Source organism: Flavobacterium columnare NBRC 100251 = ATCC 23463 (genome assembly GCF_002530675.1).
GTDB lineage: Bacteria > Bacteroidota > Bacteroidia > Flavobacteriales > Flavobacteriaceae > Flavobacterium > Flavobacterium columnare.
Window position 1 is genome coordinate 1 of sequence record NZ_PCMX01000048.1, and the last position, 14,014, is coordinate 14,014.

The 14,014-nt window shown below is 30.9% G+C and carries 11 protein-coding genes; 4 read left to right on the plus strand and 7 right to left on the minus strand.

Annotation, left to right across the window (positions count from 1 at the left end; all coding sequences use genetic code 11):
• Positions 1-252: 252 nt before the first annotated feature.
• Together B0A78_RS07315 and B0A78_RS07320 are read right to left on the minus strand one after the other, a co-directional pair.
• A complete protein-coding gene (locus B0A78_RS07315) occupies positions 253-741 on the minus strand; it encodes a hypothetical protein (RefSeq protein ID WP_065212986.1) in 489 nt (162 codons plus the stop codon).
• 810 nt (positions 742-1,551) lie between these two features.
• Positions 1,552-3,723, minus strand: a complete 2,172-nt coding sequence (locus B0A78_RS07320; protein ID WP_065212987.1) for a carboxy terminal-processing peptidase — start codon at positions 3,721-3,723, stop codon at positions 1,552-1,554.
• 131 nt (positions 3,724-3,854) lie between these two features.
• Here B0A78_RS07320 and surE point away from each other — a divergent pair, with 131 nt between their 5' ends.
• From surE to B0A78_RS07340, 4 genes are all read left to right on the plus strand, one after another.
• Entirely contained in the window at positions 3,855-4,628 is a 774-nt protein-coding gene (gene surE, locus B0A78_RS07325) for a 5'/3'-nucleotidase SurE (protein WP_065212988.1), read from the plus strand.
• Positions 4,621-4,893, plus strand: coding sequence for a hypothetical protein (locus B0A78_RS07330; RefSeq protein WP_014164964.1), 273 nt, complete (start codon positions 4,621-4,623; stop codon positions 4,891-4,893). The genes surE and B0A78_RS07330 overlap by 8 nt, the downstream gene beginning before the upstream one ends.
• A complete protein-coding gene (gene lpxB, locus B0A78_RS07335; RefSeq protein ID WP_065212989.1) occupies positions 4,894-6,042 on the plus strand; it encodes a lipid-A-disaccharide synthase in 1,149 nt (382 codons plus the stop codon). It abuts the gene before it with no gap.
• 70 nt (positions 6,043-6,112) lie between these two features.
• Positions 6,113-8,155, plus strand: coding sequence for a ComEC/Rec2 family competence protein (locus B0A78_RS07340; protein ID WP_065212990.1), 2,043 nt, complete (start codon positions 6,113-6,115; stop codon positions 8,153-8,155).
• Between the two features lie 4 nt (positions 8,156-8,159).
• On the opposite strand, the gene B0A78_RS07345 is transcribed toward B0A78_RS07340, so the two are convergent.
• The 5 genes from B0A78_RS07345 to B0A78_RS07365 all read right to left on the minus strand — a co-directional run bounded on the left by B0A78_RS07345 (position 8,160) and on the right by B0A78_RS07365 (position 13,928).
• Positions 8,160-8,666: a thioredoxin family protein gene (locus tag B0A78_RS07345; protein ID WP_014164961.1), complete on the minus strand. Its 507-nt coding sequence runs from the start codon at positions 8,664-8,666 to the stop codon at positions 8,160-8,162.
• A gap of 4 nt (positions 8,667-8,670) precedes the next feature.
• The gene (locus B0A78_RS07350) at positions 8,671-9,129 is read right to left on the minus strand and encodes a thioredoxin family protein (RefSeq protein WP_014164960.1); all 459 of its coding nucleotides are present in this window, start codon (positions 9,127-9,129) and stop codon (positions 8,671-8,673) included.
• Positions 9,130-9,178: 49 nt separating this feature from the next.
• Positions 9,179-10,657 carry a peptide MFS transporter gene (locus B0A78_RS07355; protein WP_014164959.1) on the minus strand — a complete coding sequence of 493 codons (1,479 nt, stop codon included), beginning with the start codon at positions 10,655-10,657 and terminating at the stop codon, positions 9,179-9,181.
• A gap of 15 nt (positions 10,658-10,672) precedes the next feature.
• Positions 10,673-12,325, minus strand: coding sequence for a peptide MFS transporter (locus B0A78_RS07360; RefSeq protein ID WP_014164958.1), 1,653 nt, complete (start codon positions 12,323-12,325; stop codon positions 10,673-10,675).
• A 70-nt stretch (positions 12,326-12,395) separates the two neighbouring features.
• Complete coding sequence (locus tag B0A78_RS07365; RefSeq protein WP_014164957.1) at positions 12,396-13,928, minus strand: peptide MFS transporter; 1,533 nt, start codon at positions 13,926-13,928, stop codon at positions 12,396-12,398.
• Positions 13,929-14,014: the final 86 nt, after the last annotated feature.

Consider the following 14,014-nt stretch of genomic DNA (forward strand, 5'->3'; position numbering starts at 1 on the left):
ACTTAAGGCAAAAAATGGAAGAATTGATTAAAATAGCTGAGAATTAATTAAATCAATAATAGGCTAAAAGCTTTTTATAGTATTTTTAAAATTTAAATATTCTAATAGATAACTTAAAGAATATGTGAAAAACCTCTAAGAACTTTTTATTTTTTAAGAAGAAAAGTTCTTAGAGGTGCTTAAATTGAATTATAACTTATTGTTTTTTACCTTAAAATAGAATAAGATATATTAATTGTTAAAAATAATTAATTATAATTTTGTGAATGTAATAATTGAATCTTCTTCACCTTTCAATACAACAGAAGATAAATCTTTTGCTATATCTAATCTAGCAGCTCCATAACCACTTTGATTAGTTGCTGGTATCAATATATCGTTGAATTTTTTAATAAACGGAGTTTTTTCAGCAGTATTCATAAATTTTTCAGCTTTAGATAAATAATAGACATCAAATTTTGGATTAATTGGTACAAACATTGCTTCAGCATTTTTAAGAATGAAATAATCTTTACTATCTTCGGCAGAAGCTATGCTTATTTTTTGAGGGTTTCCAGGAAGTATCTGTATTCTTAATTTTAGATCTCCTTCTTGATTATAAAAGACCTTGCCAAATAGAGGATCATTCACTCTTTGTGAATTTACTTTTACCGATTGAACTGATTTCGGTTCGTTTACTTCATCTTTTGAACATGAAAATAATGAAGAAACTACTACTAAAGTTAAAAAAATTTTTTTCATTTTTTTGAAATTAAATTAATAATAAGTAATTTTTAAGGAAGCTTATTTCTATAAAGGGTATCTCTAAAAAATATATTTATAAAAAAAGAAATAACCTATTGCTTTATTTTTTATAAATTTTAAAAGATAATTTTAGAGGTCATCATCATGATTTTACTACATTTCCTAGTTCCTCCCGTTTTTAAGTTTTAAATAACTTCCTTGTTATCTGTTTTACAAATATACAGTGTTGTTGTTTTAATAAAATGTTAAATAAACAAAAAACACGAATTTTTGTTTATTTATAACCAAAAGTGTTTATTTTTTTTGATTTATTGTTTTTTTTAACATCTTTATTTTTGTATTGCTTAATAAGCTTAAATTCTTGTAAAATTTAACAATTTAAAAACTGAATTTTATTGTTGACTGGAGGGTTTTTATGCTATTCTCTACAAAAACCCTGTATCTAATAATACAATTAGCGTGATTTATAATTTTAAACCTCCTTTTACGAAATATTAAAGTATTATTGGATCAATTGTAGTTTTGAATTGAGGAAAAGTGTTTAATCCTCAGGGTAACCGTAAGGTAATGTAAATAGATAGTTTTATGTATTGTACTAAAAAGAATACGAATAGAAAGATTGTTGTTTTTATAGATGTGCTATTAAAAGACTGTGTATTTGTTTTTGAACGGTGTTTGGGTTTTTTTGATAGGATCGGAAATACAAAAAAAGAGTAGAGAAAATCAATTCTCTACTCCTTTAATAATTTAAGAATACTTTTTCGGTGCTCCCTTAAAAGGAGCCTCTTCGTGTTGTTACATCTTATTTTATGATTTTACAACTAATTTTGTTTTTTTTGCAGAGGATGTTTTAGTTAATGAGGGACTTTTAATTTCACTTAAAACATTAACTGCTTCATCTATATAGGCATCTTTTGTAATAGCTTCAAACCAATCTTTGCGTTTTTGAGCAAAATTAGTGTCTTTTTTCATTAATTCATTTTCCTCACCTAGGTGGTTTACGGCTAAACTGTTTTTGTATTTTGTGATTTCTTTGAATTTTTTGGTTGCTTCTTCTATGTTTTTCTGTTCTGCAATAAATTTATCCATCTTTAGGCTAACCATACTTTCATCTTTTCGTTCATTAATCCATTTAGCATTTTGGTCTATTAGCTTAAATTGAGGATTTTCGATAACTCTTTTTTGGCTATTTGCTATTACGGTAGTAAAATTGCTTATGCTGTTTGTTAATTGATAATTAGCAGGGTCTATTTTGTCCCATTGTAAAGCTTTTTTCTCATCTCTTTCGCCTATTTTGATATAAGTATAACGATCAGGGAAAACCACATCGCTTGTAACACCTTCTAGTTGAGTAGAGCCACCATTTACTCTATAGAATTTTTGGGTGGTAGTTTTTAAAGCTCCCATATTAAAATTAAGATTAAATTTTGTTTTCAATTGATTTAAATCAAAAACATTTTGAACAGTTCCTTTGCCAAAAGATTGTTTGCTGCCTAAAATTATACCTCTTTTATAGTCTTGTATTGCTGCCGCAAATATTTCTGATGCGGAAGCAGAAAAGTTATTTTGAAGCACTACTAAAGGACCATTCCATTGAACTTTGTTGTTATGATCTGATAAAACATCTTTTTTATGTCCAGATGATTTAACTTGAACTACAGGACCTTGATCAATAAATAATCCTGTTATATCTACAACTGTTTTTAGAGAACCTCCTCCATTATCTCGTAAATCCATAACAATACCTTCGACACCTGCTTTTTTTAATTTTAGAACTTCTGCTTCTACATCTTTAGCCGCATCACGATTATCATCGTTTTCAAAATCTATATAGAATTTAGGTAAATGAATCAGTCCAAATTTTCTTCCGTTTTTTTCAATGATGCTTGATTTAGCATACGTTTCTTCTATTTCAACAACGTCCCGTATTATACGTATTACTTTGATTGTGCCATCTGTCTTTTTGATAGTTAGACGAACTTCTGTTCCTTTTGGCCCTTTTATTTTTTTTACCACGTCATCAAGACGCATTCCAACTACGTCTACAGGTTCGCCATTGCCTTGTGCAACTTTTAAAACTACATCACCTGGTTCTAATTCTTTACTTTTCCATGCAGGGCCTCCAGATATTAATTCGGAAATTTCAGTATTATCATTTTTTTTCTGTAAACGAGCACCAATACCTTCTAGTTTGCCACTCATACTTATGTCGAATTTTTCTTTTTCTTCTGGAGCAAAGTAAAAAGTATGTGGGTCAAACTGCGTTACAATTGAATTTAAGTATACCTCAAACCAATCTTCGCGATCTAAATCACTCACAAAATCAAAATAATCATCTAAATTTTTTATGGCTGATTCTCTTGATTCTTTTTCTAATTGTTCAAATGATTTGGCAGTATAGTTAGGGTCTTTTGCTTTTTTTTCATCTTCTAACTTTTGCTTGTCTACAATAGAAGCTAGTGTAGAAAGCTTAATTTGTAATCGCCATCTGTTTTTTAATTCATTATAATTTTTTGAAAATTCAATCTTCTCAGAATCAATGTCTATAGATTCATCTGTATTAAAGTTGAAAGGTTTATTGTTCAAAGCTCTGTAAATTACTTTGGCTTCGTTCATTCTCTTTTGAAGCCTTTCATAGACAAGATTAAAGAAACTCAGATTTCGAGCTTGTATCATGTCATCAATTTGATACTCAAAATTTTTAAATTCACGAATGTCTGATTCTATAAAAAAACGTTTAGAAGGATCTAAAGCATCAATAAAATTTTCGAATACATTTTTTGAGAAATTGTCATTGATAGTAGCGGGGGAGTAATGATAAACTTCTAATACGCTTACAATAGCGTCTAGTAGAACTCGATCTTTTTCTGGGTCCTCAGTTTTAAATTTTGGTTTAAAACTCCATAATACAGCTGATACCGCTACTATGAGCAGTAATAATTTGTAATTCTTTTTCATAAATGTCCAGATTGTATCCATATCTAATACTAAAATACATAAAAAATTATGCGAATATAAAATTGATGGTATAATTTTTTGTTAAAGCTACAAAATTAGTTAGAACAATTTAAATTCCTTACTTTAGCAAGACTTTTTTATGTTTTAAATAAATGAAAAAACCACTTATATTAGTAACTAATGATGATGGGATCACCGCTCCTGGCATACAAAAATTAGTAGAAATAGTTAAAGAAATAGGAAATGTAGTTGTAGTAGCTCCTGACAGTCCTCAAAGCGGGATGGGCCATGCAATTACCGTAAATAGTACTTTGTACTTAAATAAAATATCTGCTGATGGAGCAGAAGTGCTAGAATATACAACTTCAGGAACACCCTCTGATTGTGTCAAGCTGGCAAAAAATGAAATAATCAATGAGTCTATTGATTTATGTGTGTCAGGGATTAATCATGGATCTAACTCTGCTATTAATGTAATTTATTCAGGAACGATGAGCGCGGTTATAGAAGCAGGAATAGAAGGAATTCCTTCTATAGGTTTTTCTTTATGTGATTTTTCGTGGAATGCTGATTTTAGTGCTGTTAAACCTTATGTTGTAAAAATTATCCAGCAGGTTTTACAGAATGGATTGCCTAAAGGAGTTGTTTTAAATGTCAATTTTCCCAAATTACCCGCTCCTGATATAAAAGGAATCAAAATCGGACGCCAAGCAAAGGCTAAATGGGTTGAAAAATTTGATAAAAGACAATCGCCTTTTGGAAAAGACTATTACTGGTTAGCGGGTGAATTTGTTTGTGAAGATGTAGGTCAGGATACAGATGAATGGGCATTGGCTAATGGATATGTTTCTATTGTGCCTATTCAGTTTGATTTAACAGCTTATCATGCTATTCAAGAACTTAATAATTGGAAATGGGATGAATAAAATAGAATTGTTAAAAGGAACTTTGATAGGCTTTTTATCTACTTTTATAGGTGTTTTTTTGTTCTTTGAACTTTTTACAAATTATAGTTTTGGTGCTGGAATTACTCAAATGAAATCGTTGGGTTTCTTAGGTAAAATAATTACTCTTGGAGCAATACTTAATATGGTTGCCTTTTTTGGATTGTTAAAGTTAAATAAAGAATTAATGGCTAGAGGAGTGGTTTTGGCTACTATCCTTCTAGCAATTTTTACACTTTTTGTATAGATGAAATATTATATTATAGCAGGCGAGGCCTCTGGAGACCTACATGGAGCCAATTTAATGAAAGCACTTTATAAAGAGGATTCTAGTGCAGATATTCGTTTTTGGGGAGGTGATCTAATGCAACAAGTTGGAGGTGTATTAGTAAAGCATTATCGTGATTTGGCTTTTATGGGATTCATAGAAGTAATAATGAATTTAAATACAATACTAAAAAATCTTAAATTTTGTAAAACAGATATTTCTAATTTTAAACCAGATGCTATTATTTTTATAGATTATCCTGGATTTAATATGCGAATTGCCAAATGGGCAAAAGCGTTAGGAATAGCCACGCACTATTATATTTCACCTCAAATTTGGGCTTGGAAAGAAAGTAGAATTCATGCCATAAAGAGGGATATAGACCAAATGTATGTAATATTGCCTTTTGAAAAAGACTTTTATGAAAAAAAGCACAACTATGAAGTTCACTTTGTAGGGCATCCTCTTTTGGATGCTATTAAAAACAGGGCGAAAACGGATGAATTTTCGTTTAGGAAAGAATTTAATTTATCCTCAAAGCCAATTATTGCATTGCTGCCAGGAAGCCGAAAACAAGAAATTACTAAGATGCTTTCTGAAATGTTAGGAGTGGTTAGCCATTTCCCAGAGTACCAATTTGTAATTGCAGGAGCTCCAAGTCAAGAATTTGTTTTTTATGAAAAATTCATAGATAAACAATCTATTCAATTTATCCCTAACAGAACGTATGATTTATTAAGTATTTCAGCTGCTGCTTTAGTAACTTCAGGAACGGCTACTTTAGAAACGGCTTTGTTTAAAGTGCCAGAAGTCGTTTTGTATAAGGGAAGTGTTATTTCTTATCAAATAGCTAAGCGGATTATTACTCTGAAATATATATCTTTAGTGAACTTGATTATGGATGCACCTGTGGTGACAGAATTAATACAAGATGAATGCAATTCGGATAGAATCAAACAAGAATTAAAACAAATTTTAGAAGGAAATGGACGACAGAAAATGTTAGCCTCTTATGAGGTATTAGAAACAATTTTAGGGGGAAGTGGTGCTAGTATGAACACAGCCCAATTGATAGTAGAAAGTGTTTCTAAAAAAAAACAGTTTCTTTATGGTGCTTTGGATAAATAAAAACATTAAAATTCTAAAAGAATAGATGTTATTTTACAGATAAAGAAAATTAATTTAATTATTATTTGAAATGAAACTGTATCAATTTCCATTAATAAAGTCGGTTTTTTGGTTTATTATCGGGATTGTACTGTTTCATTTTTTTATATTTCATTTTCTTGTATTAATTTCTGTTTGGATCTTTTTAGTTTTAGGGAGTTTACTCCTTTCGGTTGGTTTTTATAAAAAAAGAAAAGATCAATTAGGTATTTCAATTCTTATTTCATTGGTTTTTACGGTAAGTGGCGTTTTAATTTCTATGCTTCATCAAGATTCTTTTAGATTGAGTCATTTTACTCATCTTAATGGGTATGATAAAAAGATTGGTATAAAAGCAGTGGTTTATGAACGTTTAAAAAGTACTTCCACTAAGCAGCGATATGTGATTTCTATTCAATCTGTGAATCAAAAACCATGTTCAGGTAAGATAATTTTGAATGTGAATAAGGAAGGGAAAAAGAACCCTAGATTAATTGTAGGTGCTGTATTGTTAATAAGAGGTATGATACATCCGATTCAATCAACACTCAATCCAGGACAATTTGATTATGCGTCTTATCTTAAAAAGAAAAATATATACGGTCAGTTATATGCTGAACAGGAAGATTTTAAAGTATTAAAGACCTCAGCCAAATCTATTCGTTATTATACTGCTAGATTTAGAGATCGGATTATAAATACATTGCAAAACAATGGTTTCCCCGAAAGAGAATTGGCTGTTTTAACCGCTTTAGTTATTGGTCAACAACAAGGAATAGATGAACATTTAATAAAAAATTATCAGTATGCTGGGGTTATACATATACTTTCAATATCCGGTTTGCATGTAGGTATTCTTTATCTTTTATTAGATTTTATTTTGACTGTTTTTTTGAAGGATAAAAGATACAGCTTGCTTAAGCTGTTTTTTCTTTTATTAGGATTATGGGGATTTGCCTTTGTAGCAGGTCTAGCAGCATCTGTTGTACGATCTACAGTTATGTTTAGTATAATTGGAATTGGAGCAAGCAGTAAAAAGCAAGTTAATATATATAATACACTTGCTGCCTCTGTATTGATTATTCTAATTGTTCAGCCTGCTTTTCTTTTTGATATTGGATTTCAACTTAGTTATTTGGCTGTTCTTTCTATTGTAAGTATGCAACCTATTGTAATTAAATTATGGAATCCAAGTAATCAAGTTTTGAACTTTTTTTGGAAATTATTTGTTGTTTCTCTCGTAGCCCAAATAGGAACTCTGCCATTAAGTTTGTATTACTTTCATCAAATCCCAGGTTTGTTTTTTGTTGCCAATCTTTTAGTAATACCTCTATTAGAATATATCATCATGCCTTTAGGAGTATTGGTTGTTTTGTTAGCTTATATAGATGGAACCTTCGAAGGCCTTATCTGGGTTTTAGTGAAAATGATTCAAGTAATGAATACTATAATAGAAAGTATTGCCTCTTTTGAAGAGTGTATATGGAAAGGAATCCCTTTTTCTTTTGATTTAATGCTTGTGAGTTATCTAATTATTATAACATTTTTTATTTGGGTGCAAAAACCTAGTTTTACAAAAATAGTGTTCTTTTTAGGGTTTTTATTGTTGTTTCAATCTGTTTTATTATTAAAAAAAATAGGAGCAAGCTATCAGGAGAAACTTATTGTTTTTCATTTGCCTAAACAAAAGTTGATAGGTGTTAGTAAAAACGGTACAACTGTTGTCTATAGTGATAGTGCAATAAGAAAAGGAAGTTATTTAGAACGTGTTTTGAATGATTATCAGGTGGAAACGGTTAATGAAAAGTTAGTAAAAAAAAATAAAAAGCAATGTGTTTTTTGGATTTCAGGTAAAAAAGTATTACTTATTGATTCGGATGATTGTATACGAAATAAAGTAAAGGTGGATTTTTTGATAGTATCAAATTCACCTAGAATAAATTTAGAGCGCGTGATAGCTATGTACCATCCTCAAAAGATTATAGCTGATGGGTCTAATTTTAAGAGTTATGTAAAATGCTTTCAAAAAACTTGTTTAAAAAGAAAAATCCCTTTTCATAATACATTTGAAAAGGGATCTTGTATAATTGAGTAAGAATTTATTTTTTTTGTTTTTTGTTAGATGTGTAACTGTTAATAATTTTATTAGCACCCTCTATCCATACGGTTGGACCACCAGCCACATAGCCGGAACTGCCTAATTGTTGGAAATTTATTTTTCCTTCTTTTTCTTGTGCTTGTACAAACCATACTGTTGGGTAACCTTGAACTTGAAATAATTGTTGTAATTGTGCGTTTTGAGTTTTTAATTCAGTTGGTTGCTCTGTTCTTCTTGGAAAATCTAATTCTACTAAAACTACATTTTCTTTTGCCCATTTTTCAAATTCAGGGGTTTTAAAAACTTCTTTTTGCAAACGAATACACCATCCACACCAATCGCTACCTGTAAAAAAGAAGAATAATGGTTTGTTTTGTTTTTTGGATAAGGCGACTGCTTTTTTTACATCGGTATGCCATTCTAAATTTTTATCTTCTGTTGGTTTTAGGACAAAACTCATAATAAAGAATGATAAAAGTGTAGCGAATATTATTTTTGTAATTTTCATAGGGTTAATTTTTTAAAATTCGTAATAATTCGGTAGGGTCCTTAGCCCCTTCGATTACTTCTTTTATATTGCCTCGAGTATCTAATATATAAAGAGTAGGATAACTAGGAACTTTAAGATATTTAGTTAATTCATGTGTGCTATTGCGTCCTTTTCGTTCAGGATCATAATTTGGGTTGTCAAAAGAATTTCCCATATAGTTTATTCTTGAATTTCCTTCGGCATTAAATTTGACGGCATAGTAATTTCGATTGATGTATTCTGCTACATCAGCATCTTGAAAAGTACCCTTATCCATCATTTTACAAGGAGTGTGCCAATCAGTATAAACATTCAAGAAAATAGGTTTAGCAACTCTTTTTTGTTTTGCTAAGGCATCATCAAGAGATAACCAATTGATATCTTGGGCATATAAGCTAAAACTGCTAATGGTGAATAATAATATGAGTAAAGTTCTCTTCATGTTTGTTTTTTACGTTCTTAACAGCAAAAATAATGCCGAATTTATGAAATTATTTCACGTCTTGCATTAGTTTTTTTATTAATGGTGAAATAACTATCAAAACCACCCCTGCTATTAGAGCATATAAGGCCAATGTATAATACCCATCTGTGTAAGATTGTAGCTTTGAGGCTAATGTGGTTCCTGTATTTGATTGCGAAATTTCAGCACCTAGCTTTCCAGCCGCTAATTGTCCAAAAGCACTGGCTAAAAACCATAATCCCATCATCATGCCAAACAACCTTTTAGGAGATAATTTGGTGATAATAGACATACCTATTGGGCCTAAACACAGTTCGCCTATGGTTGTAATAAAATAGGCAAAAGTAAACACATTTAATGAAGCAACTCCATTAGAGTCCGCAAAAAACTTCGTTGAATAAAAAAGATAAAAAGAAGCCGAAAGGAATAAAAAACCAATACCAAATTTGATCAGTGTATTGGGTTCTAATTTTCTTTTAGATAATCCTAACCATAGGAGTCCTATAAGAGGACTCAAAAGGATAACAAAAAAAGTGTTTGAACTGTTATTTACGACGTTAGGATCTATCGTAAAACCAAATAGGTTGTTGTTTAAATTATCTTTAGCAAATAAGGATAATGATCCACCGCTTTGTTCATAGATTGCATTGAAAAGAAAATAGAAAAAAATAAATGAAAAAGCAGCTATTAATTTTTTTTGTAAACTGGAATCCCCTAGCTTTATTAATTCATATACAAAATAGCCAATAGCAATAATTCCAATTGTATACATAAAATAATCCGTATAGTCTGTATTAATAACCATACTGTAGATAAAAGGAATACTAAGTAGTGATCCTAAATATACGGATATTTCTCGTATTTTTCTTTTGTTGTCAGGCAATCCTATTAGTGGAGAATCACCAATAGGACCTAAATGTTTTTTTGTAAATAAAAAGGTAATCAAACCAGCTATCATTACAACGGCTGCTGCTAAAAAACAGAGAGTCCAAGAATGGTACTTGCCTAAATAGATACATAAAGCACCTCCTAGAAGCCCCCCAATGTTAATTCCTGCATAAAACATACCGTATCCTGCATCTCTCCGAGGATCTTTTTCATCATATAGTTCCCCAACCATAGAGGATATGTTAGGTTTAAAAAAACCAGTTCCTATAATAGAAAAGGCAATGCCATAATAGAACATTTGCTGTGGAGAAAAGGCAATGAGAAGGTTTCCTAAAATCATTACAATACCTCCAAAGAAAAGAGATTTTTTAAAACCTAAAACTTTGTCAGCAAAAATACCTCCAATAAAGGTAAAGGCATAAACAAAGGCTTGAATAGCACCATATTGTAGGTTTGCAGCATGATCTTTAAGTAATAGTTGGTCTACCATAAAAAAAGTAAGCACACCTCGCATACCGTAAAAACAAAAGCGTTCCCACATTTCTACTGTGAACAAATACCACAATTGTTTAGGGTATTTTCCTTCAAAATTTTGAATTTCTTCTATTGTTGTTGACATAGTTTAAGATTGAAATTAGTTCATTCCTTTTTCTTTCATAACAGCATTTAATTTTTTTAGGATGGATAGCCCTAATATAGTTGCAAATAATAATAATAATATATTTACAATAAAGAAATTAGCTTTGTTTTCATAATCATACCACATACTAGCTAACACACCTGAAAGTTTGTTGCCAATAGAAATAGATAAGAAGAATCCTCCCATCATTAAGGCTGTAAGTCTTGGTGGGGCTAATTTAGATACAATAGATAATCCCATAGGGGATAGGCAAAGTTCACCGATGGTAATAACACCATAAGTACCTACTAGCCATAAAGGAGATACTTTTATAGAACCATTACTTCCAGCATATACAGCAGCTACCATAACCAAGCAGGAAAGGGATGAGATAAACAGTCCTAGTACAATTTTAGAAGGAGTACTTGGTTCTCTGTTTTTACGACGTAGCATAACAAAAAAACCAACTACTACTGGAGTAAGTAAGATAATCCATCCAGGATTTACGGATTGAAATAATTCAGTGTTGATAAGGGAGATTTTTTGATTAGGATTTTTTTCTAATTCAGCTAGTTTTTCTGGAGCTTCATTTTGAAAATAAACATCCTTTCCTTGTGTTTTAATTGGATCGCCATTTTCATCTTTTTGTGCTTGGAATTGGTGATCGTATTTTTGAACTTCTTTTGTCGCAAAATCTTTTTGATCTACTAGATAAATAGAAGATAAGACTTTTTCAGTAGAACCTGTAACTTGTCTATCAGTATAATAATTTGCCCAACGTGTTAAGGCTGTTCCATTTTGTTTAAAGACAGCCCAAAATAACATACCTACGGCAAAAATGGCAAGTAGGGCACCTAAAGGGCGTTTGTCTTCAGAGTTAGCTTTTAGATACAAACTAACATAAAAGATAATAACAGGTATACAAGCAAAAATAAAAGCATCTGTAGAATCTGATTTAAAAATATTACCAGGAATTATCCAACCGATAGCCCCACATATAATAGCTGGTAAGAATACTTTTCCTAAAATACTAGCTAGTGATATATCACCTTCTTGAACAGGTTTCGTAATGTTTGCATGCTCTAGGTGTTTTCTCCCTAATGTGAAAATAATTAAACCTAAAAACATTCCAATACCAGCAGTAATAAATGCAGCACTCCATCCGTACTGATTACGCATAAAAGCAGCTATGATGTTGCATAAGAAGGCACCTATATTTATTCCCATGTAAAAAATATTATATCCAGCATCTTTATTTGCAATATATTTTTCATCAGTATATAAGTTTCCAACCAAAGTAGAAATACTTGGTTTAAAGAATCCGTTTCCAATAACAATTAATGCCATTGAAATATAAAACGTAGTTAGGTCTTGAAACCCCAATCCTATGTATCCTAGTCCCATTAGGGTGCCACCTAAGTATACAGATTTAAAATAACCTAAATAACGATCAGCCATGTACCCTCCCAAAAAAGGAGTTAAATAGGTTAATGCTATAAAACTGCCAAATATATCATCTGCATGTTTATCACTAAAAGCCAATCCTCCTGTAGTAGTAGGATCAATCATGTATAAGACAAAGATGCCAATAATCAGATAATAACCAAAACGTTCCCACATTTCAGTAAAAAACAAAAATAATAATCCTTTAGGGTGTTTATTTTTCATGTGAATTAGTATTTAAAAAGCCCGCAACAATTTTGTTACAGGCTTGAAAGATATAAAATATTTTAATAAATTATCTATTTTCTACAGATAAGTCAATCTCGTCTTTATGATCCTCTTGCATCATCTTTTGCAACCAAGAACTTAATATAAATAAAATACCTGCTGCTATACCTGTCATAATGATGAATAGCATAAAGAATTCATATAAATTAGTGATTTGAAACCCTAAGAATGAAGGATAGACTAATGGCTCTGTTGATCCTGCTTCTTGTATTGGTGGTATTAGTGAAGATAAAGTACCAGCAAACTTATTTGCGGCAGCATTTGCTAAAAACCAGGTTCCCATTAATAAAGAAGATAATCTTAAAGGAGCTAATTTAGATACCATAGATAAACCAATTGGAGAAAGACATAATTCGCCAATTGAGTGAATGATGTATAAACCAATTAGCCACCACATAGAAACTTTTTCATCCATTCCAAGACCTTTAACAGCTATAGCAATTACGCCATAACCTAAAGCTACCAATGTTAAACCTAATGCCATTTTTTTAGGAGAAGAAGGCTCTGCATTACGCTTGTATAAAAATCCCCATACGATTGACATTACTGGAGCTAATAAGATTACAGCTAGAGGATTTACAGATTGGAAATAAGATGCTGGCATTTCCCATCCTAACAAATTTCGGTTGGTTTGTCTGTCAGCAAAAAGGGTTAAAGAAGCTCCTGCTTGTTCAAAAGCACCCCAGAAAAAGATTACGAAGAAAGCTAAAATAAAAATTACTAAAATTCTATTTCTTTCTACACTTGTTAAGCTTTTATCTGTTAAAATAATTAAAGGCATTACTACCATTGAACCATAAATAAAATAGCCAATAATATCCGTATCTGTATTGAATAATTGCTTGAAGTTAAGCATGAAAAAAACAATACCAATAGATCCTATTATATATAAAATGTTCTTTATATCTAATTGCTTAACGGGCAGACCTATTTCTTTTCCTTCTTCAGAAACTAAATATTTTTTTTGAAATAATGCAAAAAATATTAAACTCATAAACATACCAATACAAGCAGCTAAGAATCCCCATTTGAAATCCATCGAACCACACACTAAAGGAGAAAAGAATGCTCCTAAGTTAATTCCCATATAAAAAATAGTAAAAGCACTATCAATACGACGATCATTTGCGGGATATAACTGACCTACCATAGTTGAAATGTTAGGTTTAAAAAAACCGTTACCAATAATAATAGCAGTAAGTCCTAACCACATTAATGCAACGCCTCCGTTAGCACCGGTTGTGGCACTTAAAAACATGAAGAACTGACCAATAGCCATTAGTAATCCTCCAATCATGATACTTCTCCTATTCCCTAAGAATTTATCACAAAGATATCCTCCTAAGAGAGGAGTTAAATATACAAGTCCTGTATAGCTTCCGTAAATTTCAGAGGCTTCCGCATCTTTCATTAATAAGATTTTGGTCATGAATAGAATGAAAATAGCTCTCATTCCGTAGTAACTAAATCGTTCCCACATTTCTGTAAAGAACAAGAAATACAGTCCTTTAGGATGTCCTTGTTTTGCTGTTTCGCTCATTTTATAGTTTTTGGTTAGTAAAATATTTAAATTATAGTTTTTCTTTTATGAAATGGGTCATCTTAGGGCTCAAGTCAAAAAGTTGT